Consider the following 24,257-nt stretch of genomic DNA (forward strand, 5'->3'; position numbering starts at 1 on the left):
ACAGCCCGCGGCTGGATAAAAACCGATACGCCGTGCGGGTGAGCACGGTGAGCAAGGACTCCCATGAACAAGCCCTATCCCTCCCGCGGCCTGGCGTTTGCCCTGGCCGCGCTGCCGCTGGCCGTCCAGGCCCAGGGCGAGGCCGCCGATGACGCCGCCGCCGAGACCCTCAACCCGCTGGTGGTGACCGCCGCTCTGGCGCCGCGCACCGCCGACGAGAGCCTGGCCTCGGTCACCGTGATCGACGAGGACCAGCTGCGCCGTCAGGACCCGACGGACATTACCGATGCGCTGCGCGCCCAGCCCGGCGTCGACGTGACCTCCAGCGGCGGCTTCGGCAAGACCACCAGCGTCTACCTGCGTGGCACCGGCAGCGAGTCCACGCCGCTGATGATCGACGGTATCCGGCTGCGCTCCGCCACCGCTGGCGGCCCGGCCTGGCAGTTTCTCGAGCCGCGCATGTTCGAGCGCGTCGAGATCGTGCGTGGCCCCCGCGGCAGCCTCTACGGCGCCGACGCCGTGGGCGGCGTGGTCCAGCTGTTCACCCCCGAGGGCGAGGGCGAGCCGGCCCCGCGCATCACGCTCGGCGGCGGCAGCTTCGATACCCGCCGTGCCAGTGCCTCGCTGTCCGGCAGCGAGGGGGGCACCCGCTACTATGTGGCCGCCAGCCGACTGGAGAGCGACGGCTACGAGATCGTCGACGGCGAGGGCGACAAGGGCTACGACAACACCACCGGTCTGATGCGCCTCTCGCACACCTTCGCCGGCGGCGCCGAGCTGGGCGTGCTGGCGCTGCGGGCGCGCGGCAATACCGAGTTCGATGCCTTCGGCACTCCCGCCGATACCGATTACGTGCAGCAGGTGGCCGGCGTCTACGGTGAGCTGCCGATCACCGAGACCTGGTCCAGCCGCCTGACGCTGAGCGAGGCGAGGGACAAGCAGGCAACGCCGCTGTATGGCAGTGTCTTCGATACCCAGGCGCAGACGGCACGCTGGGAAAATACCCTGGACCTGGGGCCGCACCAGCTGGTCGTCGGCGGAGAATACCGTGAGGAAGAGGTCAACGACAGCGAGACCGGAAGCGGGGCTTTTTCGGTGGAGAGTCGCGACAACACGGCCGTCTTTACCCAGGCGCTGATGGATTTCTCGCCGCTGACCGTCCAGGCCTCGCTGCGCCACGACGACAACGAGGCCTACGGCGAGGAGACGACCGGCAGCCTGGCGCTGGGTGTCGCCCTCGACGATATCCATACCCTGCGGGCCAGCTATGGCACCGCCTTCCGCGCGCCGACGTTCAACGACCTCTACTATCCGTTCGATGGCTTCTTCGTAGGCAATCCGGATCTCGACCCGGAAACCTCGGAGACCTATGAGCTGGGCATCCGGGGCCAGCTCGGCCGCGGATTCTGGGACCTGGCGGTCTACCAGAGCGACATCGACGACCTGATCACCAATGTCGACAGCGACGGCGATGGCTTCGTCGATACCACGGACAACGTCGACCGGGCCCGGATTCGCGGCGTGGAAGTCGCCACCGGCGCCGACGTTGAGGACTGGACGCTGCGCGCCGCCCTGACCTACGTCGACCCCGAGAACCGCGAGACCGGCAAGCGTCTGCAGCATCGTGCCTCGCGCAGCCTGCGCTTCGACGCCGACCGCGCGCTGGGCGACTGGACGCTGGGCGGCTCGGTGATCGCCCAGGACCATCGCTATGCGGATGAGGCCAACGAACAGCGCCTCGGCGGCTTCGCCACCCTCGACCTGCGCGCCGGCTGGAATTTCGCCCCGGGCTGGTCGACGCGCCTGACGCTGGAGAACCTGCTCGACAAGCAGTACCAGACGGTCGGTGGCTACAACAGCCCGGGCCGCGCGGCCTTTGTCAGCGTGAGCTTCGGCGGCTGATGCCGATCCGGCGACACCCGGCGCGGTGGGCCGTCGTGGCCATGCTGTGGCTGACGGCGGGGCTGTCTTTCGCGCAGGCCCAGGCCGATGAGTCGATCTGCGTCACCGACGACGCCGAGCGCGAGATGTGCCTGGACGCACCGGCGACGCGCATCGTGGCGCTCTCGCCCGGCGTCACTGAGCTATTGTTCTCTGCCGGCGCCGGCGAGCAGGTGGTGGGGGCGGTGAGCTTCAGCGACTATCCCGCCGCGGCCGAGGATCTGCCCCGGGTCGGCAGCTACGACCGCCTCGACCTCGAAGCGCTGCTGGCCCTCGACCCCGACCTGATCGTGGCCTGGTCGAGCGGCAATCCCCGGGAGCAGGTCGAGCGCCTGGCCGCGCTCGGTCTGCCGGTCTATTTCTCCGACGCCGGCGACTTCGCCGCCATCGCCTCGAGCCTCGAGCGCCTGGGCGCGCTGGCCGGCAGCGAGGCGCAAGGCCGGGCCGCGGCCGACAGGCTGCGCGGCGAGGTGGCCGAGCTGCGCAGCCGATACGCCGGCGCCGCCCCGGTGTCGGTCTTCTACCAGGTCTGGGACGAGCCGCTGATGACGGTCAACGGCGAGCACTGGATCAGCCGGGCGCTGTCGCTGTGCGGCGGTGAGACCCTGTTCGCCGACGAGTCGCCGCTGGTGCCGCGCATCGGCCGCGAAGCCGTGCTGGCCCGCGATCCCGAGGCGATCATCACCGGCGGCATGGGCAAGGCCGACTTCCGCTGGCTCGAGGCCTGGCGCGACTTTCCCGAGCTGACCGCGGTGCGCCGCGACAACCTGTTCTTCGTCGACCCCGACCTGGTGCAGCGCGCCACGCCGCGGCTGGTCGAGGGCACCCGGGCGCTGTGCGCGGATCTGGAGGCCGCCCGTGAGCGGCGCTAGGGCGTCGGAGCGGCTGAGTAGCGCCCGCGGCCCGCTGGTCGGGCTGGCGCTGGCGGCGCTGCTGTCTCAGGGGCTGGCGCTGTCCCTCGGCAGCGTGGCGATCGGCCCGGGCGAGCTCGTCCAGGTGCTGACCGGCGGCGGCGAGGCGCTGCATCGCACCCTGGTGCTGGAGCTGCGCCTGCCCCGGGCGCTTGCGGCCTTCGGCACCGGCGCGCTGCTGGCCATGGCCGGCGCGCTGATGCAGATCCTGCTGCGCAACCCGCTGGCCGATCCCTACGTGCTGGGGCTCTCCGGCGGCGCCTCGGTGGCGGCGCTCGCCGCCATGCTGGCCGGACTCGGCGCCGCCCTGGTGGGCGGCGCGGCCTTCGCCGGAGCGCTGGCCTCGACGCTGATCGTGTTCGGCCTGGCCCACGGCGGCGGCAGCTGGACGCCGACTCGGCTGCTGCTCACCGGGGTGGTGATGGCCTCGGGCTGGGGCGCGCTGATCAGCTTCCTGCTGGCGGTCAGCCCGGTGGAGCGCCTGCCCGGCATGCTCTACTGGCTGATGGGCGATCTGGCCTACGCCGGCAGCCCCTGGCCGGTGCTGGTGACGGCCGCGGCCGCGCTGGCCGTGGTGCTGCCGCTGGGGCGTACCCTCAACGTGCTGGCCCGGGGCGGGCTGCAGGCCGCCGCGCTGGGCGTGGCGGTGCGGCCGCTGGAGTGGGCCCTCTACCTGCTGGCGAGCCTGGTCACCGCGGTGGCGGTGACCACCGCCGGCAGCGTCGGCTTCGTCGGCCTGATGGTGCCGCACATGCTGCGTCTGCGGCTCGGCAACGACCAGCGGCGCATCCTGCCGGCGAGTCTGCTGGCCGGCGGCACCCTGCTGACCCTGGCCGATACCCTGGCGCGTACCCTGATCGCCCCGCAGCAGCTGCCGGTGGGCGTGATTACCGCGCTGATCGGGGTGCCGACCTTCCTCTTCCTGCTGCAGCGGAGCCGGCGATGACGGGCCCGGCGGCGAAGGGGCGGATGGCGAAGGGGCTGGAAGCGACAGGCCTGGTGATCGACGTGCCGGGGCGGCCGGATGGCCGGGCGCTCGATCTCGCCATCGAGCCTGGCCAGCGCTGGGGCGTGCTCGGGCCCAACGGCGCCGGCAAGACCACGCTGCTGCATACCCTGGCCGGGCTCCGGCCGCCGCGGGCGGGGGAAGTTCGCCTCGACGGGCGCGGGCTGTCGCACTGGCGGCGCCGCGCGCTGGCCCGACGGCTGGGGGTGGTGTTCCAGGAGCGCCACGACGACTTTCCGGCCACGGTGCGCGAGACCGCCCTGATCGGCCGCCATCCGTTCCTCTCGCCCTGGCGCCAGGAGGGCCCCGAGGATCACGCCCGCGCGGTGGCGGCGCTGGAGCGCCTCGAGCTCTCGCACCTGGCCGAGCGCGAGCTGGCGACGCTCTCCGGCGGCGAGCGCCAGCGGGTCAGCCTGGCCACGGTGCTGACCCAGGCGCCGGACGTCTGGCTCGCCGACGAGCCCACCAATCACCTCGACCTGCATCACCAGGTGGCGGCCATGGCGCTGCTCGCCGAGCAGGCCGATCGCGGCCACGGCGTGATGATGTGCCTGCATGACCTCAACCTGGCGGCGCGCTGGTGCAGTCATCTGCTGCTGCTCTATCCCGACGGCGAGGCCTGCTGGGGGGAGGCGGAGGCCATGCTGACGGTCGAGGCCCTCGAAAGCCTCTATCACCAGAAACTGATGTGTGTCGAAGTCGACGGGGCGCCGGTTTTCGTGCCGACCCGCTGACTCAGTCCTTTTTCAGCTTCTTCAGCCGCTGCGTCGCGAGCTGGTTGGTCTTCATGCGCTCCGGGCGCTTCATCGACTGCCAGCGGGTGATCTCATCGGTGGTGCGGCCGCAGCCCACGCACAGCCCGCCCTTCAGCTGGCAGATCGAGACGCAGGGGCTCTCGATGCGCTTGGCCATCAGTGCCGCTCCAGCACGGCCAGCCGCCGCTCCCAGTCGCCACCGTGCACGCGGCGGCACTCTTCCTCGCTGTCGGCGTCCAGATGGGCGTCGATGTCGCGGATATCCACGTCCACCTCGAACAGGGCGGCCTCGGTGAGCTCGCGCATGCGGCGGCGGCCGTCGCCCTTGAGGGCCCGTGCCAGGTCGTCCTGGGTCTCGAACACCCAGACCACCTGCAGGCTGTCGGGGAAGCGGCGGTAGTCCACCAGATGGGTCAGCCAGCTGAAGCCCGGCAGCAGCGGCTTGGCGGTCTCGCAGGCGTCGGTCAGGGCCTGGGTCAGGCGGCGTTCCATCTGCCGGCTGGCTTTCTTGTCGAGCATGTCGAGCCCTCTCGTGTCATGTCGTGTGGTGGGGCAGGGTAGCGATCTACAGGGCGCGGCGGAAGCGCAGCACCGGTCGATCCTGTTCGGGATCGTCGAGGAAGTCGGCGTGCACGCCGAAGGTGTGGCGCAGTCGCTCGAGGGTCAGAACCTCCCGGGGCGGGCCGATGTCGATGAGGCGGCCGCCTTCCATCACGCCGATGCGGTCGCAGTCCATGGCCTGATCGAGGTCGTGCAGGGCGACGACCACGGTGATCGGCAGCCGTCGTACCAGGCGCAGGATCGACAGCTGGTGGCGGATGTCCAGGTGGTTGGTCGGCTCGTCGAGCAGCAGGGCGCGGGGCCGCTGGGCCAGGGCGCGGGCGATGTGCACGCGCTGGCGCTCGCCGCCGGAGAGGGTATGCCACAGGCGTTCGGCCATTGCCTCGAGGCCGACCTCGGCCAGTGCCCGGTCGACGATGGCATCGTCCTCTTCGCGCCAGGGACTCAGCGGCGACAGGAAGGGCGTGCGGCCCAGTGCCACGGCCTCGCGCACCTGGAGGCGGTCGAGGGTGTCCGCCTGCTGCTCGACGAAGGCGATGGCGCGGGCGATCTCGTGAGGTTTCATGGCGTGCATCGGCCGGCCGTCCGCCAGTGCGCGGCCGGTCTTCGGCCGCCGCAGCCCGGCCAGCACGCGCAGCAGGGTGGTCTTGCCCGAGCCGTTGGGGCCGACCAGGCCGAAGGTCTCGCCCGGTTCCACCGTCAGACTGACGTCGTCCAGCAGCCGGCGGCCGTGGACTCGCCAGTCGACGCGTTCGGCGCAGAGTCTCATCGCGTCCTCGCCCCACGGATCAGGATCAGGGCGAAGGCCGGGGCGCCTATCAGCGCCGTGACCACGCCGATCGGCAGCACCTGGCCGGCCACCAGGGTGCGCGAGAGCACGTCGGCGCCGATCAGGAAGACGGCCCCGGCCAGCGCCGAGGCGGGCAGCAGCCGGGTGTGGCGGCTGCCGACCAGGAAGCGCATGGCATGGGGAATCACCAGTCCGACGAAGCCGATGGCGCCGACCATGGACACCATGGCGGCGGTGACCAGCGCCATGGCGGCGATCAGCACGCCGCGCACCCGGCGCACGGGGATGCCCAGCGACGCGGCGTTGTCGGCGCCGAAGGTGAAGGCGTCCAGGGCGCGCCGGTACCACAGGCAGATCGCCAGGCCCGCCAGGGCGGCGGGAAGCCCCAGGGCGACGTCGCTCCAGCGCACGCCGGAGAGGTTGCCCATCAGCCAGAACATGATGCCGCGGGCCTGCTCGGCGCTCGCCGACTTGGCGATGATCAGCGCGGTGAGGGCGTTGAACAGCTGCGAGCCGGCGATGCCGGCGAGGATGATGGCGCCGGCGGCCTGGGTCGCGCGACCGCCGCCGGTGCCGCTGCCGGCGGCATGGGCCAGCAGCACCACCAGACCGAAGGCCAGGCCTGCGCCGGCGAAGGCGCCGAGCGACAGCGTCAGGGTGCCGGCGCCGACGCCGAGGATGGCCACCGACACCGCGCCGGTGGAGGCGCCGGCGGAGATGCCCATCAGGAAGGGGTCGGCCAGGGGATTGCGCAGCAGCGCCTGCAGCACCACGCCGGCGAGCGCCAGGCCGGCACCGCAGCAGGCGGCGAGGATCGCCCGACTCAGACGGTATTCCCAGACGATGCCGGCATCGATGCGATCCACCGCGAAGGCCGTGCCACCGAGATGGTTGGCCAGCACCTTGAGGATGGTGTCGAACGGAATCGCGGTTTCGCCGATGGCGGTGCCTGCCATCACCGCGGCGAACAGCAGCAGCGGTGCCAGCCAGCCCCAGTGCCAGGCGGAGTGCGAGACGCTTATCCTGGCCATGGGCGGGCGCGATAGTCGAACGGCGTCATTCATCGTGCGAAGGACATCCCGGACAGGGCATCCACCAGCGTCTCGAGGCCGAAGATGGTGCGCATCGTCGCGCTCATGGCGTGGGCATCCATCTCGATGATGTGGCCGTTTTGCACCGCCGACATCTGGCTCGCCACGGGATCGTGGCGCAGGAAGTCGCGCTTGGTCTCGACGCTGTCCGCCGCATAGCGGCGGCGATCCATGGTCGCGATCACGATGAGGTCCGGGTCGGAGCGGGCGATCGTTTCCCAGCCCACGGTCGGCCATTCCTCGTTCGATTGGATGACGTTCTGGATGCCGAGCTTGTCCATCATGTAGCCGGGAGCGCCGAGCCTTCCCGCGACGTAGGGATCCGATGATCCGTCGGGAGACGAAAACCAGAATACCGCCGAAATATCGTCCGGAAGCGACAGCGATTCGGCGCGGGAAATGGCGTTTTCCTCGCGGTCTTTCAGCTCGTCGATCAGCTCGTCACCGGCATCATTGGCGTCGAAAATGGTGGCCAGCTCGTGGATGCCCTTGTACACCGAATCGGTGGAGAAGGCGGCGGTACGGGTGCCGTCGCCGCCGGTGGCATTGTTCTTGGTATCGCAGTCGGCGGGCATGATGTAGGTGTTGATGCCGAGATCCTGGAACTGGTCGCGGGTCGCCACGCTGCCGGTGGGGCCGATGTGCCACTCGTACTGGGCCGTGACAATGTCCGGCCGCCTGTTCACGACCGCCTCGAAGCTCGGGTCATTGTCGGCGATGCGCTCGATATCGGTGTTGGCTTCGCGGAATTCCGGCAGCACTGGCGTGAACCAGACCGATGTGCCGACGACGCGATCGGCGAGCCCCAGAGCGTAGAGAATTTCGGTCGCCGACTGACCGACGGTGACGGTTCGTTCCGGCGCGGCATCGACGTGAATGTCGCGGCCGCAATTCATCATCGTCAGCGGATAATGTGTCGCCTCCGCTCCGGCGGATGACGCCGTAATGAGTGAGAGCACTGCCAGTAGTCTACGAGCGAGAGTCATGCGTCGGTGTCCAGGTGGGGGAGGGGAAGTGGCCGACCGGCGACGGGAGATTGCCACGAGTTTCGAGGCGTTTTCCACTCCCATCGACGCCTGCGTCGACGCCGACTTTGAGGAGAGGCCGGCGACCTGCGCGCGAGGCTTTTCCGCGAAAATAAAAAGTTATGTTATATCATAACAAATCTATCCGGCAAGGGGCTTGCTTGCCGTCGCAGGTCGAGTGCGTGGTCGATTGCGCGGGACATGGCCGGTCCATTACGATACTCCTCCGAAGACAGGTGCCCCTGAGGTTCAGGGGATAATCGGGAAGTCTGGTGAGGCCACGGCCGATCCCAGCGCTGCCCCCGCAACGGTAATGAAGCGCGATCCGCGACGACCACTGGCGACATGCCGGGAAGGTGCGGATCACGGCACGACGCCCACGGCCATGCCCCGGCGAGTGCCCCTTCTGAGCCCGGAGACCGGCCTGTCACGTCGAGTCATTCCATGCCGGTGCGGTGGGCACCGAGAGGATCACCATGCCCGTGTTTGTCGATTCCCCCTCCCGGCGGAGCCTCCGCCGCGATGCGCGTCCCGCGTCCGTCTGCCGTTTCCCGGCCGTGACGCCATGAGCGCCGTTGCCGAATTTCCCTTCGTCGCCGTCGTCGGCCAGCCGGCGCTCAAGACCGCGCTGCTGCTCAGCGTTGTCGATCCGCGCCTCGGCGGCGTGCTGATCAGCGGTCCCAAGGGCAGTGCCAAGTCGACCCTGGCCCGGGCGCTGGCGGAGATTCTGCCGCGCGATGCCGAGGGCCGGCGACCGTCGCTGGTGACCCTGCCGCTGGGCGCCAGCGAGGAGCGCCTGACCGGTAGCCTGGATCTGCAGCGGGTGCTCGCCGACGGCGAGGCGCGCTTCCAGGAGGGCCTGCTGGCCCGCGCCCACGGCGGCCTGCTGTACGTCGACGAGGTCAACCTGCTGCCGGATGCGCTGGTCGACCTGCTGCTCGACGTGGCCGCCAGCGGCGTCAACCGCGTCGAACGCGACGGCCTGAGCCACGCCCACGCCGCGCGCTTCAGCCTGATCGGCACCATGAATCCCGACGAGGGCGAGCTGCGCCCGCAGCTGCTCGACCGCTTCGGCCTGTGTGTCGAGCAGTCGGCGAGCCCCGGCGTGGCCGAGCGCGTGGCGATCCTGCGCCAGCGCGAGGCCTTCGACCGCGACCCGCGTGCCTTCGTCGACGCCCACGAGGCCGAGCAGGCGGCGCTGACCCGGCGCCTGGCCGAGGCCCGCGAGCGCCTTCCCGACATCGTCGCCGACGATGACATCTACGAGCGCATCGCCGAGCGCAGTGAGGCCGCCGGGGTCGAGGGGCTGCGCGCCGACGTCACCTGGCACCGCGCCGCCCGGGCCCATGCGGCCTGGCGCGGTGCGGCGCGCGTCGAGCGTGAGGACCTGGATGTCGTCGAGCCCTGGGTGCTGGCCCATCGCCGCACCGCTGCCCCCGACGACAACGGCAGCGGCTCCGACTCCGACTCCGGCGCCGGCGGGAACGGGGCTGGCGAGGGCGGGTCCGGCATGAACGGGGCTGGCGAGCCTGACACGGGCCGCGGCAGGGCGAGCGGCGACGATTCACGCAAGCCGGCCCCCGACGGCGCCCAGGCCCCCGGGGCCGATTCACAGCCCCAGGGCCAGTGGGGCGCCATGCCGCCGGTGGCCCAGCCGAGCGTGGCCACGCCGATGCCGTCGCTGCCCGAGTCTGCGGCCGCTCCCACGTCCCCCGGCCTGACCTCGTCCGATGCGTCGAGCCGCCGCCCCGGTCGCCAGGTCGGCCGCCGCCGGGATCGCCGCCAGGCTGATCACGCCGATCCCGCGCCGCGCCCGGACTGGTTCGCGACCCTGGTCGAGCATCGCGGCCGTCGATCCTGGCGTCGCCTTTGCTATCGCCGCCCGCGCTCCGGCCAGCCGATGCTGCACCTGGTGCTGCTGGACACCTCCGCCTCCACCCTCGGCCGTCAACTGCTGGGCCGGGCCAAGGGCGTGGTCGACCGCCTGGCGCGCCAGGCCTACGCCGCCCGGGAACAGATCGCGGTGCTGGGCTTCGGCAACGAGGGCGTCGCCACCCTGCAGCCCAAGCGTCGCGCGCCGAAGGACCTGCTCGAGCGGCTCGATGCCGTGCCCGGCGGGGGCGGTACGCCGCTGCGCGAGGCCGTGGGCCACGCCGCGCAGCTGGTGCGCCGCTGGCGCCGCCAGGACGCGGGCCTGCAGGTGCGCACCTACCTGATCACCGACGGCCGCACCCGCCAGCCGCTGAGCGGCCTGCCGCCGCTCGGCGACTGCGTGGTCGTCGACACCGAATCCGCCGCCGTGAAGCGCGGCCGCGGCCGCGACATCGCCCGGGCGCTGGGCGCCGATTACCGGCCGCTGGCCGGCCGGGAGGCCGGGGGATGGGCATCGACATGAACGTCAAGGAAGCGAGCGCGATGCACGAGCACGACGCCGTGAGCTGCCCGGCGGTGTTCGTCGCCGCGCCGGCCTCGGGACAGGGCAAGACCACCGTGACCGCGGCGCTGGCGCGGATGCTGCGCCGCCAGGGCAGGGTGGTGCGGGTGTTCAAGACCGGACCGGACTACCTGGACCCGCGGGTGCTGGCCCAGGCCTCCGGCCAGCCGGTGGACCAGCTCGACCTGTGGATGGCCGGTGAGGCCTACTGCCGCCAGCGGCTGTTCGAGGCCGCCCGGGAGGCCGACCTGATCCTGGTCGAAGGCGCCATGGGCCTGTTCGACGGCGAGCCCTCCAGCGCCGATCTGGCCGCGCTGTTCGGCCTGCCGATGGTGATCGTGATGGACGTCAAGGGCATGGCCCAGACCGCCGCGGCGCTGGTGGCCGGGCTGGCCGGCTTCCGCGACGACGTGCGCATCGCCGGGCTGATCGCCAACGCCTGCGGCTCGGCGCGCCATCGCGAGCTGATCGAGGGCGCGCTGCCGGCGACCGTGCCGCTGCTGGCGGCGGTGCCCCGTGACCCGGACCTGGCGCTGCCCGAGCGCCACCTGGGGCTGGTCCAGGCCGAGGAGATCCGCGACGACCTGGAGGCGCGCTTCGACGCCGGCGCCGAGGCGCTCGCCGCCGAGGGCCTGGCCGAGGCCCTGCTGGCGCTGCCGCCGGTGGCCTTCACTCCCGCGCCCACCGAGGCCTCCGCACCGCCGGCCTGGCTCGCCGGCCGCACCATCGCCGTGGCGCGCGACGCCGCCTTCAGCTTCGTCTACCAGGCCAACCTGGACCTGCTTGAGCGCATGGGCGCGACGCTGAGATTCTTCTCGCCGCTGGCCGATACGAGTCTGCCGGCCTGCGACGCCCTGTGGCTGCCTGGCGGCTATCCGGAGCTGCACGCCGAAGGCCTCGCCGCCAACGCCGCGCTGAGCGACGACCTCCGGCGGGCCTTCGAGGACGATCTGCCGATCCTCGCCGAGTGCGGCGGGCTGCTCTACTGCCTGGAGACCCTGACCGATCAGGACGGCGAGACCCACGCCATGCTTGGCCTGCTGCCCGGCGCCGGCGCCATGCGCGGGCGTCGCGGCTGCCAGGGCATGCAGACCGCCGAGCTGCCCGAAGGGCCGGTGCGCGGCCACGCCCATCACCGCTCCCAGGCCAGCGGCACGCCCGAGCCCATCGCCCACGGTCGCCGCCAGCGCCATCCCGCGCCGGGCGAGGCGATCTACCGCGCGCGAGGCCTGACCGCGTCCTACCTGCACCTGTTCTTCCCCGACAACCCCGCCGCCGTGGCCCGCCTGTTTGGCGCGGCCGCGGTCGCTGACGATTCGACAAAGGAATGCCACGCATGAAACTCGACAAGATTCCCGCCACGGTGGTGACCGGCTTCCTCGGCAGCGGCAAGACCACGCTGCTGGCCGGTATCCTGCGCCGCATCACCGGCAAGCGCATCGCCGTGATCGTCAACGAGTTCGGCGAGCAGGACATCGACTCCAGCCTGCTGCGCGGCTGCGCCATCGGCTGTGATGAGGACGGCGCCCAGGCGCTCGACGAGGACGGCAGCATCTTCGAGCTGGCCAACGGCTGCATCTGCTGCACGGTGGAAGAAGAGTTCCTGCCGGTGATGAAGAAGCTGGTGGCCCGCCGCGACGACATCGACCACATCCTGATCGAGACCAGCGGCCTGGCGTTGCCCAAGCCGCTGGTGCAGGCCTTCAACTGGCCGGAGGTGCGTCAGCACTGCACCGTCGACGCCATCATCACCGTGGTCGACGGCCCGGCGGTGGCCGCCGGCCGCTATGCCAGCGACGTCGAGCGGGTCGAGGCCCAGCGCCGCGCCGACGACAGCCTGGATCACGATCCCAGCCTGCGCGAGCTGCTGGACGACCAGCTCAGCGCCGCCGACCTGGTGCTGGTCAGCAAGAGCGACCTGCTCGCCGAGGACGAGCGGGCGCGGGTCGAGGCGCTGGTGGCCGACAAGGTCCCCGGGTCCGTGAAGACGCTGTTTATCGATCCGAGCCTGGCCGACGATCCGGCCCGTCTGGAGGCGCTGATGGGCATCGGCGCGGCGAGCGAGGAGGGCATCGACCGCATCGACAACCACCACGACCGCCACCACGCCGAGGGCGCTCACCACGATCACGCCCACGACCACTTCGACGGCCTGGTGATCCGCCTGGGCGAGGTCGACGCCGAGGCGCTGGAGGCGCGCCTGACCGCGCTGCTGAAAGAACACGAGATCTATCGCGCCAAGGGCTTCGCGGCGATTCCCGGCAAGCCCATGCGCCGGGTCATCCAGGCCGTGGGCGAGCGGCTGGACGGCTACTACGATCGGCTGTGGGCCCGGGACGAGCCGCGTCACACCGAGCTGGTCATCATCGGCCGCCACCTGGATCGCGAGGTGCTGGAGGCGGCGCTGGCCGGTGCCGAGAGCGCGACGCCCGCCTGATGCACCTGTTCGCCGCCAAGCCCGGAGGCTTCGTCGACGACGAGGGCATCGTCGACCTGCAGCAGACGCCCGCCGAGGTCGTGATCCTGTCGGCCGCCGACAGCAGCCTGTCGGCGCTGGCCCAGGCGGTCGAGCGACTGGGCGACGCCTATCCCTCGGTGCGCCTCGCCAACTGGATGAACCTGGTCAAGCCCGCCGCCTATGACCTCTACGAGGATCGGGTGCTGGAGCACGCGCGGCTGGTGATCGTCTCGCTGCTCGGCGGCAGCGCCTACTGGCAGTACGGCTTCGATCGCCTGCGGGCCTGGGCGGCGGCGGATGCCAATCGGCAACTGATCCTGGTCCCGGGCTGCGACGCCCCGGACGACGCCCTGCTGGAGGCCTCCAGCGTGCCGGTCGAATCGGCCCGTCGAGTGTGGCGCTACCTGCGCGAGGGCGGCGCCGACAACGCCGAGCAGCTGCTGCGCTTCGTCGGCGCGGAATGTCTGGACGCGCCGCTGGAATGGCGCGAGCCGCGGGCGATTCCCCCCGCGCTGATCTATCTGTCTCCTTCCAAAGCGCCCGACACGGCGCTCTCTCAGGCGCCCGAATCCGCGCCGAGGGCCGGACAGGAGGCGACCCTGGCGGACTGGGAGGCGCAGCGCGACTCTGTGCGTCCCGTCTGCCTGCTGCTGTTCTATCGCAGCCATCTGCAGGGGGCCAACACCGCGGTGCTGGACGGCCTGATCGCGGCGCTCGAGGCCGAGGGCCTGGCGCCGCTGGCGGTGGCGGTGGCCTCGCTGAAGGAAGACGCCTGCGTCGCCTTCGTCGATCACCTGATCGAGCGCACCGGCGCCGGCCTGGTGGTCAACACCACCGGTTTCTCGGTCAACCGCGAGCCCGATGAGGGCACGCTCGACGCCGGCACGTTCGGCGAAGACGGCGAGGACGCGGCGGGCCTGTTCGCCGGCCGCCCGGTGGTGCTGCAGGCGATACTGGCCAGCAGCCCCGAGGACGACTGGCGCGACAAGGCCGCCGGCCTGCACAGCCGCGACGTGGCCATGCAGGTGGTGCTGCCGGAGATGGACGGCCGCGTCATCACCCGCGCGGTGGGCTTCAAGGCCGAGGCCCACTACAGCGAGCGCTGCCAGCTCTCGGTGACCCGCCATGCGCCGCATCCCGAGCGCGCCGCCTTCGTCGCCGAACTGGCCCGGCGCTACGCGCGGCTGCGCCACACCGCCAACGCCGACAAGCGCCTGGCGCTGGTGCTGGCCAACTATCCGACCCGGGACGGCCGCATTGGCAACGGCGTCGGCCTCGACACCCCGGCCTCGACGGTCAACCTGCTGCGCGCGCTGGAAGGTGCCGGCTATCCGCTGGCGGACCTGCCCGAGGACGGCAATGAGCTGGTCCGGCGCCTCCAGGCCAGCGTGACCAACGATCCGCAGTCGCTTGCCTGGCGCGGCAGCTGGCAGAGTCTCGGCGTCGACGACTACCTGACCTGGTTCCGCACCCTGCCGGCCTCCTTGCAGGAGGCGGTCTGGCGGCGCTGGGGCGCCCCCGAGGACGACCCCAAGCACCGCCAGGGCCGGCTGCTGATCGCCGGCATTCGCCTCGGCGAGACCTTCGTCGGCATCCAGCCGGCGCGTGACATCGACGCCGGTCCGGATGCCGATCCGGTCAGGAGCTATCACGACACCGAGCTGGTGCCGCCCCACAGCTACCTGGCCTTCTACCTCTGGCTGCGCGAGCACTACCGGGTGGACGCGGTGATCCACGTCGGCAAGCACGGCAACCTGGAGTGGCTGCCCGGCAAGAGCACGGCGCTCTCGGCCGAGTGCTGGCCGGACGTGGCCCTGGGGCCGCTGCCGCACTTCTATCCCTTCATCGTCAACGATCCGGGCGAGGGTGCCCAGGCCAAGCGCCGCAGCCAGGCGGTGATCATCGACCACCTGATGCCGCCGCTGGCCCGGGCCGAGCTCTACGGCGAGCTGGCCGAGCTCGAGTCGCTGACCGACGAGTACTACCAGGCGCTGGGCATGGACCCTCGCCGCGAGGCGCTGCTGCGAGAACGCATCCTCGAGCACCTGAAGCGCACCGGCATCGACGTCGAGCTGAAGCAGTCGGCGAGCGAGGCGGATGAGGCCTGCCAGGGCGCCGACGAGCGCCTGCTGAACGAGCTCGACACCTTCCTGTGCGATATCAAGGAGGCCCAGATCCGCCACGGCCTGCATGTGCTCGGCACCCTGCCGCCGGCGGACAAGCGGGCCGCGACCCTGGTCGCCATCCTGCGCCTGCCGCGAGGCGAGGGCCTCGAGCGCCAGGGCCTGCTGCACGCCCTGGCCGACGACCTGGGACTGCGCGAGGCGGATGGTCAAGACAAATGCTTCGATCCGCTGACGGCCGGCGCCGAGCCCTGGCAAGGGCCGCGGCCGGCGGCCTTGAGTGAGCTGGCCGAGCTGGATGATGCACCCTGGCGCAGCGCCGCCGACACCCGCGAGCGCCTCGAGACGCTGGCCGAGCGGCTGGTCGAAGGCTACGTACTGGCGCCGGGGGATCTCGAGGGACTGGCCCGCGACTGGCCGGCCACCGCGGCGCTATGCCGCCATGCCCGCGACGGCCTCTGGGCCGCCATGCGCCACGGTGCCGAGCGCGAGATCGGCGCGCTGCTCGACGGGCTCGACGGCCTCGCCGTGCCGCCGGGGCCGAGCGGGGCGCCCAGCCGCGGCCGGCTCGACGTGCTGCCCACCGGACGCAACTTCTTCAGCGTCGACAACCGCGCCGTGCCGTCGCCCGCCGCCTGGTCGCTGGGCGAGGCCTCGGCCCAGGCGTTCGTCGAGCGCTACCTGCAGGACCATGGCGATTATCCGCGCCGGCTGGGCCTGTCGATCTGGGGCACCGCCACCATGCGCACCGGCGGCGACGACATCGCCCAGGCCCTGGCGCTGATGGGCGTGCGGCCGATCTGGTCGCTGGGCTCGCAGCGGGTGATCGACGTGGAGGTGATCCCCAGCATGCTGCTGGGCCGGCCGCGGGTGGACGTCACCCTGCGGGTGTCCGGCTTCTTCCGCGACGCCTTCCCCCACGTCATCCGGCTGTTCGACGCCGCGGTGAGGGCGGTGGCCGATTACCACGAGCCGGGCGACGGCAACACCATCCGCGCCGCGGTCGAGGCGCGCCGCGGTGAGCTCGAGGCCGCCGGGCTCTCGCCCGAGGCGGCCGAGCAGGAGGCGGGCTTCCGCGTGTTCGGCAGCAGGCCCGGCGAGTACGGCACCGGCCTGGATCGGCTGGTCGACACTCGCACCTGGGACGACGCCGACGAGCTGGCCGAGGCCTATCTCGCGGCCGGCGCCTACGCCTATGGCCAGTTCCCCGAATCCGGCGCCGCCGCGCGCCGCGCCTTCACGCATCGGCTCGAGGGGCTGCAGGCGGTGCTGCACAACCAGGACAACCGCGAGCACGACATCCTCGACTCCAGCACCTATTACGCCTTCCAGGGCGGCATGGCCAACGCCGGCCGCGCCTTGGGCGGCGAGGCGCCGGCCGTCTACCACGCCGACCATGCCAACCCGGCGCGGCCGCGCATCCGCACCCTGCAGGAGGAGATCACCCGGGTGGTGCGCTCCCGGGTGCTCAATCCCAAGTGGATCGAGGCCATGCGCGAGCACGGCTACAAGGGCGCCTTCGAGATGGCCGCCACCGTGGACTATCTGTTCGCCTATGACGCCACCACCGACCTGGTGCCCGACCACCAGTACGCCCAGGTGAGCGATGCCCTGGTGTTCGACGACGCCAACCAGCGCTTCCTGCGCGAGCACAACGCCGCGGCGCTGGAGGAGATGGCCGAGCGGCTGCTCGAGGCCGCCCAGCGCGGCCTGTGGCAGGACGCCGGCGAGCGCGCCGACGCCCTGCAGGACCTGCTGCTCGAGTTCGACGAGCGACGGGAGGGCATGTCTTGAAAGAACAGGGCGTGAAGGAGAAGCGCTCGAGCGCCTCGCCACAGGTTCGCGGCTGGTGCCCCGGCGCCTGGCGTCCCATGGCCACCGGCGATGGCCTGCTGGTGCGGGTGCGCCCACCGCTGGGCCGGCTTACCCCGGCACAGATGAACGCGCTGTGCGAGGCCGCCGAGACCTGGGGCAGCGGCCTGATCGAGCTGACTCGTCGCGCCAACCTGCAGCTGCGCGGCGTGACCGAGGCCGGCTGGCCCGAGCTGATGGCGTTTCTGGTCGAGCACGGCCTGGCGGCCCCGGACGCCGAGGGCGAGCGCCGCCCGGCGCTGCTGCTGGCCCCGGACTGGCGCGACGGCGATGCCACCGTCGAGGCGGCGCGCCTGTTGGAACACCGACTGGGCGACTGGCCGGCGCTGCCGGACAAGTGGGGCCTGGCGCTGGACGCCGGTCCGGTGCCGGTGCTGGGTGACGTGCCCGCCGACCTGCGCCTGGAGCGCTCGGTCGAGGGCGGCCTGGTGGTGCGGGCCGACGGGCGCGATCTCGCCACGCCGGTCGCCAACGTCGAGGCCGCGGTCGCGCTGATGACGCGGCTGGCGCACTGGTTCGTCGACAGCGGCGGCCTCGCGGCCGGGCGGATGCGTCGCGTCACGGCGCCGCTGCCGGGCTGGGCCGCGGCGACGGCCGCGCGGGCCGAGTCGTCCGACGACACGCCGATCCTGCCGCCGGGAATACATCCGCATGGTCGGGTGGTGGGGCTGCCCTTCGGCCGGGCACCGGCCTCGGCGCTGCGCGCTGTCCTCCACGACGACATCACCGGCGTTCGCGTGACGCCCTGGCGGCGCCTGCTGCTGGAAGGCGAGCACGCGAGCACGCGCGACGCCGCGCCGGACGACGGGCTGATCCATGACGCCTGCGACCCGCGCCTGGCCATGGACGCCTGCCCCGGCGCGCCGTTCTGTGCCCAGGCCAGCGTGGCGACCCAAGGCCTGGCTCAGGCGCTGGCCAAGCGGCGCAGCGAGGGCCCGGGCGAATCAGCCGCGGGCCGGCTGCATATTTCCGGCTGCGCCAAGGGCTGCGCCCGCAGCGGCCCGGCCGAGGTCTGCCTGACGGGGCGCGACGGCCGCTATGACCTGATCCTGGGCGGACGCGCCGACGACACGCCGGTCGCGACCGGCCTCGGCGAATCCGACGCCATCGAATATTGGGAGACACGTGATGCCTTACGTCTATGAAACCGACGGACCGGCGATCTATCGGGAGTCCTTCGCCATCATACGGCGCGAGGCCGAGCTTTCACGCTTCTCGCCCGAGGAGGAGCCCGTCGCCGTGCGCATGATTCACGCCGCCGGCCTGGTGGCGCTGGCGCCCCATGTCCACTTCCGCGACGACGCGGTGGCCCGCGCCCGGACGGCGCTGGAGGCCGGGGCGCCGATCCTGTGCGACGCGCGCATGGTCGCCGAAGGCATCACCCGCAAGCGCCTGCCGGCGGACAACGCCGTGATCTGCACCCTGCACGACGAGCGGGTGCCGGGGCTGGCGCGCGAGATGGGCAACACCCGCTCGGCGGCGGCGCTGGAGCTGTGGCGGCCCCGGCTCGAGGGCGCGGTGGTGGCGATCGGCAACGCACCAACCGCGCTGTTTCACCTGCTCAACATGCTCGAGGACCCGGACTGCCCGCGCCCGGCGGCGATCGTCGGCTGCCCGGTGGGCTTCGTCGGCGCGGCGGAGTCCAAGCAGGCGCTGTGGGAGAGCGGGGCTGCGCCCTGCGCCATCGTCGAGGGCCGGCTCGGCGGCAGCGCGGTGACGGTGGCCGCCATCAATGCCATGGCGGATCGCAGCGAATGACGATGCCCGAGTCTCTCTCCCGCGCTGTCCCCGGCACGATTCACGGCGTCGGCCTCGGCCCCGGCAGCCAGGACCTGATGAGCGTGCGCGCCGACCGGCTGATCCGCGGCGCCAGCCACGTCGCCTACTTCCGCAAGAAGGGCCGCACCGGCCACGCCCGCACCATCGTCGAGGGCATGCTGGCGCCCGGCGCCGTGGAGCTGCCGATGGAGTATCCGGTCACCACCGAGATCCCCTTCGACGATCCACGCTACAACGCCTGGCTGGCGGCCTTCTACGAGCGCCAGGTGGCAAAGCTCGCCGAGATCGTCGGGGCGGGCCACGACGTGGCGGTGCTGTGCGAGGGCGATCCCTTCTTCTATGGCTCCTTTATGCACCTTTATACCCGTTTGCAGGGCAGGGTGGCCGTGGAAGTGGTGCCCGGCATCACCGGCATGTCCGCCGCCTGGACGGCCACGGGCCGGCCCATCACCTGGGGCGACGACGTGCTGACCGTGCTGACCGCGACCCAGCCCGAGGACCGGCTGGCCGAGCGCATCGCGCGCACCGACGCCCTGGTGGTGATGAAGATCGGCCGCCACCTCGACAAGCTGCGTCGCGCGCTGGCAAGCGCCGGCCGTGAAGATGACGCCTGGCTGATCGAGTACGCCTCCATGGGCCGGCAGCGGGTGGTGCCGCTGGCCGAGGTCGGCGAGCAGGTGCCCTATTTCTCGATCCTGGTGATCCACGGCAACGGGAGGCGGCCATGAGCGATCAGGGATGGCTGAAGATCATTGGCCTGGGTCCCGGGAGCGAGGCGCTGATCACCCCGGAAGCGTCGAGCGTACTGATGGATGCCACCGACGTGGTGGGCTACGTGCCCTACGTCGAGAGGGTCGCGCCGCGCCCGGGGCTGACCCGCCACGGCTCTGACAACCGCGAGGAGATCCGCCGCGCCGAGCAGGCGCTCGAGATGGCCGCCGCGGGCCGTCGGGTGGCGGTCGTGTCCTCGGGCGATCCCGGCGTGTTCGCCATGGGCGCGGCCGTATTCGAGGCGCTGGAGGCGGGCGAGCCGGCCTGGCGGGCGCTGGACATCCAGGTGCTGCCGGGGGTCTCGGCGATGCTGGCCGCCAGCGCGCGCCTCGGCGCGCCGCTGGGCCACGACTTCTGCTGCATCAACCTCTCCGACAACCTCAAGCCCTGGGCGCTGATCGAGAAGCGTCTGCGGCTGGCCGCCGAGGCCGACTTCGCCATGGCCTTCTACAACCCGCGTTCCCGCTCGCGGCCGGAGGGCTTCGCCCGCGCCCTGGACGTGCTGCGCGAGGCCTGCGGCCTTGATCGCCCGATCATGTTCGCTCGCGCGGTCTCCACGCCGGAGGAGCGCCTGCGGGTCGTCACCCTCGGCGAGGCGACCCCCGAGATGGCCGACATGCGCACCCTGGTGATGGTGGGCTCGAGCCTGACGCGGCGCATGCCGGCCGCCAGCGACGAGGCGGGCGAGTGGGTCTATACGCCGCGGTCGGTGCTGTCATCCGAGGTGGATCGATGACCCAGCCAGTCCAGCACCGCATCGGGGCTATGGGCCTCGCGGCGGGGCGGCAGCGCCGGGCGGTCGATCATCAGCACCGGAATCCCCAGTGCGCGGGCGGCCTCGAGCTTGGCCGCGGCCCCCGCGCCGCCGGCGTTCTTGCACACCAGGCGCTCGACGCCGTGCTCGCGCATCAGCGCCAGGTCGCCCTCCCGGGTGAAGGGGCCGCGGTCGACGGTCAGGGTATGGCGCGGCAGCGGCGGCGCCTCCTCGGGCAGGTCGACCAGCCGCAGCACGTAGTGGTGCTCGGGCCGGGCGGCGAAGGCCGCCAGATGCATGCGCCCGATCGCCAGCAGCACCCGCTCGGGCGGGCCGTCGAGCGTCGCCACCGCTGCCTCGATGCTCGCGACGCGCTGCCAGCGGTCACTTTCCTGCGGCTTCCACCGCGGCCGGGTCAGGGCGATCAGCGCGGTGTCCATCTGCTCGGCCGCGGCGACGGCATGGCGGCTCATCTGCTCGGCGAAGGGATGGGTGGCATCGACCAGATGGGTGATGCGCTCCGCCGCGAGGAAGGCGGCCAGCCCGTCCGTGCCGCCGAAGCCGCCCACCCGGGTCGGCAGCGGCTGGGGCTTCGGCGCGGCGACGCGGCCGGCGTAGCTGAACAGCGCGGGGATCTCGCGCTCGGCGAGCGCGCGGGCCAGGGCGCTGGCCTCGGTGGTGCCTCCCAGGATCAGGACCTTCATGATGACTGACGCGGACGACGCTCCCTGGCTGACGGTGGTGGGCTGGGGCGAGAGTGGCACGGCCGGGCTCACGCCGGCAAGCCGCGAGGCGCTGGAGGCCGCCGAGGTGGTGTTCGGCGCCCGTCGCCACCTGCGCCTGCTGCCTCCGCTCGCCGCCGAGGTGCGCGAGTGGCCGGTGCCCTTCGCCGACGGCATCCCCGAACTGCTGGCCGAGCGCGGCCGGCGCACGGTGATGCTGGCCTCCGGCGATCCCTTCTGGTTCGGCGCCGGTGGCACCCTGGCGCGGCATCTCGCACCGGGCGAATGGCGCTCGCTGCCGTCGCCCTCGACCTTCAGCCTGGCGGCCTCACGGCTCGGCTGGTCGCTGGAGGGCCTGACCTGTCTCGGCCTGCACGCCCGGCCGCTGACGCGCCTGCGCCCGCACCTGCATCGCGGCCGCCGGCTGCTGGTGCTGCTGCGCGACGGCGAGGCGGTGACGGCGCTGGCCGACTGGCTCGGACGCGTCGGCTTCGGCGCCAGCCAGCTTCACGTGCTGGAGGCCCTGGGTGGCGATCAAGAACGCGTGCGCTGCCTGCGTGCCGACGCCGAGCTGCCGGACGACATCGCCCATCCGGTGGCGGTGGGGCTCGAGGTTGCCGGCGACGGGCCGGCGCTGCCGCTGACGCCGGGGCGGCCGGATGGCTGGTTTTCTCACGACGGCCAGATCACCAAGCCGGCGGTGCGCGCCGCCACGCTCGCCGCCCTGGCCCCGATGCCGGGCGAGCGGCTGTGGGACATCGGTACCGGCTCCGGCTCGGTGGCCATCGAGTGGCTGCTGGCCCATCCGGACAACCGCGCCCTGGGCCTCGAGCGCGCCCCTGAGCGCGCCGAGCGCGCCCGCCGCAACGCCCGGGAACTCGGCGTCGACTGGCTCGAGGTAATCGAGGGCGACGCCGCGGCGCTGCTGGCGGATGAGCTTGCCGACGCGCCGCCGCCGGATGCCGTCTTCATCGGCGGCGGGCTCTCCGAGGCGCTGCTCGACGCGCTGTGGCCGTGCCTGCCGGCGGGCACGCGGCTGGTGGCCAACGCGGTGACGCTCGAGTCCGAGGCGCTGCTGGCCCAGCGGCAGCGCGAGTGGGGCGGCGAGCTGGTACGCCTGGAGCTGTCGTCGGCGACCGCCCTCGGCACTCGCCGCGGCTGGAAGGCCGCCTATCCCATCGTGCAGTGGCGGATAGTGAAATGAATCGCGATATGAGCGGTGAGATTAGGGTGGCGGGTTTCGGCATGCGCGGCTCGGCCACGCTCGGCTCTCTCGCCGAGGCGCTGGAGCGGCTAGAGGCGCAATACGGCCCGGCCGATCGGCTGGCCGTGGCCGAGAGCATGCGCGTGCGAGTGCAGGCCCTGGGCGAGGCGCGGGGCCTCGAGACGCTCGCCGTGCCCGACGAGGCGCTGGCCTCGGCCGAGACGCTGACGCATTCTCCACGCAGCCGGCGGGCCCGCGGCACCGGCAGCGTCGCCGAGGCCGTGGCGGTACTGGCGGCCGGGCCGGGCGCGACGCTGCTCGGCCCGCGGCTGATTTCCAAGGACCGATGCGCCACCGCCGCCATGGCCGTCGCCGCTGCGGCGCAAGACATCCCGGCAGGAGACACGACATGACCGTTCACTTCATCGGTGCCGGTCCCGGCGCGCCGGACCTGCTGACCCTGCGCGGGCGCGACCTGATCGCCGCCAGTCCGGTGTGCCTCTACGCCGGCTCGCTGGTGCCCGAGGCGATCCTCGATCACTGCCCGGCGGATGCCCGGATCATCAATACCGCGCCGCTGTCCCTCGACGAGATCGTCGACGAGATCGCCACGGCCCACGCCGCGGGCCAGGACGTGGCCCGGCTGCACTCCGGCGACCTGTCGGTGTGGTCGGCCATGGGTGAGCAGCTGCGCCGGCTGCGTGCGCTGGGCATTCCCTACGCCATCACGCCCGGGGTGCCGGCCTTCGCCGCGGCCGCCGCCACCCTCGGCCAGGAGCTGACCCTGCCGGGCGTGGCGCAGTCGGTGGTGCTGACCCGCACGCCGGGCCGCGCCAGTGCCATGCCGGACGGTGAGACCCTGGCCAACTTCGCGCGCACCGGGGCGACGCTGGCGATCCATCTGTCGATTCACAATCTGGAGCAGGTGGTGGCGGAGCTCGCGCCCCGCTACGGCGACGACTGCCCGGTGGCCATCGTCTGGCGCGCCAGCTGGCCCGACCAGAAGGTGATCCGCGGGCGGCTCGACACCATCGCCGCGCGCCTCGATCCGGCCATGAACCGCACCGCCCTGATCCTGGTCGGCCCGGCGCTGGCAAGCGAAACCTTCGACGACAGCTGCCTCTACGCCATCGGCTACGACCGCCGCTTCCGGCCGCAGTCGGCGGACTCGCCCTTCGCCGAGGGTGGCGCCTGGATGGGCGAGAGCGAGCAACGAGAGGGCGGCGCATGATTCATCTGTCGCTGATCGGCATCGGCACCGGCAATCCCGATCACATCACCCTGGCCGGCGTGCGCGCGCTGCGCGAGGCGGAGCTGATCCTGTTGCCGCGCAAGGGCGAGGCCCGCTCGGACCTGGTCGACCTGCGTCGGCTGCTGTGCCGCCAACTGCTCGACGAGGCCGCGCAATCGCGGGTGGTGGAGTTCGACCTGCCGCGTCGCGACGGCCGAGACGACTATCTGGGCGCGGTGGACGACTGGCACGCAGCCATCGCCGCGACCTGGCGCGAGCAGATGACGCATCACCTGCCCGAGGGCGGGCGGGTCGCGATGCTGATCTGGGGCGACCCCTCGCTCTACGACAGCAGCCTGCGCATCGCCGCGCGCCTCAAGGGCGCGGGGCCAGAGAAAGAGAGCGGCCTGGCGCTCGAGGTGAGCGTGGTGCCCGGCATCACCAGCCTGCAGGTGCTGACCGCCGAGCATCGCATCCCCTTGAATGCCCTGGCCGAGCCGGTGCAGATCACCACCGGGCGGCGCCTGCGCGAGCGCGGCTGGCCGGGCGACGCCGCCAGCCTGGCGGTGATGCTGGACGCCGGCGGCGCCTTCCAGACGCTGGCCCCGAAGGGCCTGCATATCTGGTGGGGCGCCTATCTCGGCATGGACAAGCAGTGCCTGATCGACGGCCCGCTGGCCGAGGTCGGCCCCGCCATCGTCGAGCGCCGTGCCGCGCTACGTGAGCGCCATGGCTGGATCATGGACGTCTATCTGCTGGCGCGTCAGCCGCTGCTCGAATGATGGATACCGGGGACAAGCCTGCGCGGAGACGCGATAAATACATCCTT

22 protein-coding genes and 1 riboswitch are annotated in these 24,257 nt (G+C 72.1%); of the genes, 16 read left to right on the forward strand and 6 right to left on the reverse strand.

All coding sequences use genetic code 11. The features are described from left to right. The first annotated feature begins 63 nt into the window (after window positions 1-63). Genes UN84_RS04840 through UN84_RS04855 form a run of 4 tightly spaced genes read left to right on the forward strand, consistent with a single transcriptional unit; the run spans window position 64 to window position 4,592 of the window. Window positions 64-1,902: a TonB-dependent receptor domain-containing protein gene (locus UN84_RS04840; protein WP_107181206.1), complete on the forward strand. Its 1,839-nt coding sequence runs from the start codon at window positions 64-66 to the stop codon at window positions 1,900-1,902. A 41-nt stretch (window positions 1,903-1,943) separates the two neighbouring features. Next, a complete protein-coding gene (locus tag UN84_RS04845) occupies window positions 1,944-2,813 on the forward strand; it encodes a cobalamin-binding protein (RefSeq protein WP_046080472.1) in 870 nt (289 codons plus the stop codon). After that, window positions 2,800-3,798, forward strand: coding sequence for a FecCD family ABC transporter permease (locus UN84_RS04850; RefSeq protein ID WP_173834959.1), 999 nt, complete (start codon window positions 2,800-2,802; stop codon window positions 3,796-3,798). Before UN84_RS04845 ends, UN84_RS04850 begins: the two co-directional genes overlap by 14 nt. 23 nt (window positions 3,799-3,821) lie before the next feature. Further along, window positions 3,822-4,592, forward strand: coding sequence for an ABC transporter ATP-binding protein (locus UN84_RS04855; RefSeq protein ID WP_046079856.1), 771 nt, complete (start codon window positions 3,822-3,824; stop codon window positions 4,590-4,592). 1 nt (window position 4,593) lies between these two features. On the opposite strand, the gene UN84_RS04860 is transcribed toward UN84_RS04855, so the two are convergent. From UN84_RS04860 to UN84_RS04880, 5 genes are read right to left on the reverse strand one after another with little or no spacing between them, the layout of a single operon-like run. Continuing rightward, window positions 4,594-4,770, reverse strand: a complete 177-nt coding sequence (locus tag UN84_RS04860; protein WP_082090930.1) for a DUF1289 domain-containing protein — start codon at window positions 4,768-4,770, stop codon at window positions 4,594-4,596. Further along, window positions 4,770-5,132: a hypothetical protein gene (locus tag UN84_RS04865; RefSeq protein ID WP_046079855.1), complete on the reverse strand. Its 363-nt coding sequence runs from the start codon at window positions 5,130-5,132 to the stop codon at window positions 4,770-4,772. Before UN84_RS04865 ends, UN84_RS04860 begins: the two co-directional genes overlap by 1 nt. A gap of 46 nt (window positions 5,133-5,178) precedes the next feature. Then, complete coding sequence (locus UN84_RS04870; RefSeq protein WP_046079854.1) at window positions 5,179-5,943, reverse strand: ABC transporter ATP-binding protein; 765 nt, start codon at window positions 5,941-5,943, stop codon at window positions 5,179-5,181. Beyond that, entirely contained in the window at window positions 5,940-6,995 is a 1,056-nt protein-coding gene (locus UN84_RS04875; protein WP_046079853.1) for a FecCD family ABC transporter permease, read from the reverse strand. The genes UN84_RS04870 and UN84_RS04875 overlap by 4 nt, the downstream gene beginning before the upstream one ends. A 29-nt stretch (window positions 6,996-7,024) precedes the next feature. After that, entirely contained in the window at window positions 7,025-8,041 is a 1,017-nt protein-coding gene (locus tag UN84_RS04880) for an ABC transporter substrate-binding protein (RefSeq protein WP_046079852.1), read from the reverse strand. Between the two features lie 256 nt (window positions 8,042-8,297). Further along, window positions 8,298-8,522: riboswitch (cobalamin riboswitch) on the forward strand. Between the two features lie 123 nt (window positions 8,523-8,645). Between UN84_RS04880 and UN84_RS04885 the strand changes: the two genes are divergently transcribed. The 8 genes from UN84_RS04885 to cobJ are packed head-to-tail and all read left to right on the forward strand — an operon-like array spanning window position 8,646 to window position 20,253. Continuing rightward, window positions 8,646-10,475, forward strand: a complete 1,830-nt coding sequence (locus UN84_RS04885) for an AAA family ATPase (protein WP_173834960.1) — start codon at window positions 8,646-8,648, stop codon at window positions 10,473-10,475. Beyond that, window positions 10,460-11,854 carry a cobyrinate a,c-diamide synthase gene (locus UN84_RS04890; RefSeq protein WP_237022361.1) on the forward strand — a complete coding sequence of 465 codons (1,395 nt, stop codon included), beginning with the start codon at window positions 10,460-10,462 and terminating at the stop codon, window positions 11,852-11,854. The genes UN84_RS04885 and UN84_RS04890 overlap by 16 nt, the downstream gene beginning before the upstream one ends. Then, window positions 11,851-12,951 carry a cobalamin biosynthesis protein CobW gene (gene cobW, locus UN84_RS04895; protein ID WP_046079849.1) on the forward strand — a complete coding sequence of 367 codons (1,101 nt, stop codon included), beginning with the start codon at window positions 11,851-11,853 and terminating at the stop codon, window positions 12,949-12,951. Before UN84_RS04890 ends, cobW begins: the two co-directional genes overlap by 4 nt. Beyond that, window positions 12,951-16,889, forward strand: a complete 3,939-nt coding sequence (gene cobN, locus UN84_RS04900) for a cobaltochelatase subunit CobN (protein ID WP_173834961.1) — start codon at window positions 12,951-12,953, stop codon at window positions 16,887-16,889. Before cobW ends, cobN begins: the two co-directional genes overlap by 1 nt. Beyond that, complete coding sequence (locus UN84_RS04905; RefSeq protein ID WP_336885259.1) at window positions 16,886-18,112, forward strand: cobalamin biosynthesis protein CobG; 1,227 nt, start codon at window positions 16,886-16,888, stop codon at window positions 18,110-18,112. Before cobN ends, UN84_RS04905 begins: the two co-directional genes overlap by 4 nt. Continuing rightward, complete coding sequence (locus tag UN84_RS04910; RefSeq protein ID WP_046079848.1) at window positions 18,096-18,725, forward strand: precorrin-8X methylmutase; 630 nt, start codon at window positions 18,096-18,098, stop codon at window positions 18,723-18,725. The genes UN84_RS04905 and UN84_RS04910 overlap by 17 nt, the downstream gene beginning before the upstream one ends. After that, the gene (locus UN84_RS04915) at window positions 18,722-19,474 is read left to right on the forward strand and encodes a precorrin-2 C(20)-methyltransferase (RefSeq protein WP_173834962.1); all 753 of its coding nucleotides are present in this window, start codon (window positions 18,722-18,724) and stop codon (window positions 19,472-19,474) included. Before UN84_RS04910 ends, UN84_RS04915 begins: the two co-directional genes overlap by 4 nt. Beyond that, window positions 19,471-20,253, forward strand: coding sequence for a precorrin-3B C(17)-methyltransferase (cobJ, locus tag UN84_RS04920; protein WP_046079846.1), 783 nt, complete (start codon window positions 19,471-19,473; stop codon window positions 20,251-20,253). The genes UN84_RS04915 and cobJ overlap by 4 nt, the downstream gene beginning before the upstream one ends. On the opposite strand, the gene UN84_RS04925 is transcribed toward cobJ, so the two are convergent. Beyond that, window positions 20,211-20,975 carry a cobalt-precorrin-6A reductase gene (locus tag UN84_RS04925; RefSeq protein ID WP_173834963.1) on the reverse strand — a complete coding sequence of 255 codons (765 nt, stop codon included), beginning with the start codon at window positions 20,973-20,975 and terminating at the stop codon, window positions 20,211-20,213. The genes cobJ and UN84_RS04925 overlap by 43 nt on opposite strands. On the opposite strand from UN84_RS04925, the gene cbiE reads away from it, so the two are divergent. The 4 genes from cbiE to cobF are packed head-to-tail and all read left to right on the forward strand — an operon-like array spanning window position 20,974 to window position 24,210. After that, entirely contained in the window at window positions 20,974-22,197 is a 1,224-nt protein-coding gene (cbiE, locus tag UN84_RS04930; RefSeq protein WP_082090929.1) for a precorrin-6y C5,15-methyltransferase (decarboxylating) subunit CbiE, read from the forward strand. The two genes, UN84_RS04925 and cbiE, sit on opposite strands and share 2 nt — an antisense overlap. Window positions 22,198-22,205: 8 nt before the next feature. Continuing rightward, window positions 22,206-22,610, forward strand: a complete 405-nt coding sequence (locus UN84_RS04935; protein WP_046079845.1) for a cobalamin biosynthesis protein — start codon at window positions 22,206-22,208, stop codon at window positions 22,608-22,610. Next, a complete protein-coding gene (gene cobM, locus UN84_RS04940; protein ID WP_146907196.1) occupies window positions 22,607-23,428 on the forward strand; it encodes a precorrin-4 C(11)-methyltransferase in 822 nt (273 codons plus the stop codon). The genes UN84_RS04935 and cobM overlap by 4 nt, the downstream gene beginning before the upstream one ends. After that, on the forward strand, window positions 23,425-24,210 hold the full coding sequence (gene cobF, locus UN84_RS04945) for a precorrin-6A synthase (deacetylating) (RefSeq protein WP_046079843.1): 786 nt from the start codon (window positions 23,425-23,427) through the stop codon (window positions 24,208-24,210). Before cobM ends, cobF begins: the two co-directional genes overlap by 4 nt. Window positions 24,211-24,257 lie beyond the last annotated feature (47 nt).

It is taken from the genome of Halomonas sp. HG01 (assembly GCF_000968715.2).
GTDB classification, from domain to species: domain Bacteria; phylum Pseudomonadota; class Gammaproteobacteria; order Pseudomonadales; family Halomonadaceae; genus Halomonas; species Halomonas halophila.

Bases quoted from the DNA above. Each gene is read 5' to 3' on its own strand.
- UN84_RS04935 (WP_046079845.1), top strand. From the start codon at position 22,206: ATGAGCGGTGAGATTAGGGTGGCGGGTTTCGGCATGCGCGGCTCGGCC.
- cobJ (WP_046079846.1), top strand. From the start codon at position 19,471: ATGAGCGATCAGGGATGGCTGAAGATCATTGGCCTGGGTCCCGGGAGC.
- UN84_RS04845 (WP_046080472.1), top strand. From the start codon at position 1,944: ATGCTGTGGCTGACGGCGGGGCTGTCTTTCGCGCAGGCCCAGGCCGAT.
- UN84_RS04885 (WP_173834960.1), top strand. From the start codon at position 8,646: ATGAGCGCCGTTGCCGAATTTCCCTTCGTCGCCGTCGTCGGCCAGCCG.
- cobF (WP_046079843.1), top strand. From the start codon at position 23,425: ATGATTCATCTGTCGCTGATCGGCATCGGCACCGGCAATCCCGATCAC.
- UN84_RS04910 (WP_046079848.1), top strand. From the start codon at position 18,096: ATGCCTTACGTCTATGAAACCGACGGACCGGCGATCTATCGGGAGTCC.
- UN84_RS04875 (WP_046079853.1), bottom strand. From the start codon at position 6,995: ATGGCCAGGATAAGCGTCTCGCACTCCGCCTGGCACTGGGGCTGGCTG.
- cobM (WP_146907196.1), top strand. From the start codon at position 22,607: ATGACCGTTCACTTCATCGGTGCCGGTCCCGGCGCGCCGGACCTGCTG.
- cobN (WP_173834961.1), top strand. From the start codon at position 12,951: ATGCACCTGTTCGCCGCCAAGCCCGGAGGCTTCGTCGACGACGAGGGC.
- UN84_RS04880 (WP_046079852.1), bottom strand. From the start codon at position 8,041: ATGACTCTCGCTCGTAGACTACTGGCAGTGCTCTCACTCATTACGGCG.
- UN84_RS04860 (WP_082090930.1), bottom strand. From the start codon at position 4,770: ATGGCCAAGCGCATCGAGAGCCCCTGCGTCTCGATCTGCCAGCTGAAG.
- UN84_RS04890 (WP_237022361.1), top strand. From the start codon at position 10,460: ATGGGCATCGACATGAACGTCAAGGAAGCGAGCGCGATGCACGAGCAC.
- cobW (WP_046079849.1), top strand. From the start codon at position 11,851: ATGAAACTCGACAAGATTCCCGCCACGGTGGTGACCGGCTTCCTCGGC.
- UN84_RS04915 (WP_173834962.1), top strand. From the start codon at position 18,722: ATGACGATGCCCGAGTCTCTCTCCCGCGCTGTCCCCGGCACGATTCAC.
- UN84_RS04870 (WP_046079854.1), bottom strand. From the start codon at position 5,943: ATGAGACTCTGCGCCGAACGCGTCGACTGGCGAGTCCACGGCCGCCGG.
- UN84_RS04855 (WP_046079856.1), top strand. From the start codon at position 3,822: ATGGCGAAGGGGCTGGAAGCGACAGGCCTGGTGATCGACGTGCCGGGG.
- UN84_RS04865 (WP_046079855.1), bottom strand. From the start codon at position 5,132: ATGCTCGACAAGAAAGCCAGCCGGCAGATGGAACGCCGCCTGACCCAG.
- UN84_RS04925 (WP_173834963.1), bottom strand. From the start codon at position 20,975: ATGAAGGTCCTGATCCTGGGAGGCACCACCGAGGCCAGCGCCCTGGCC.
- cbiE (WP_082090929.1), top strand. From the start codon at position 20,974: ATGATGACTGACGCGGACGACGCTCCCTGGCTGACGGTGGTGGGCTGG.
- UN84_RS04840 (WP_107181206.1), top strand. From the start codon at position 64: ATGAACAAGCCCTATCCCTCCCGCGGCCTGGCGTTTGCCCTGGCCGCG.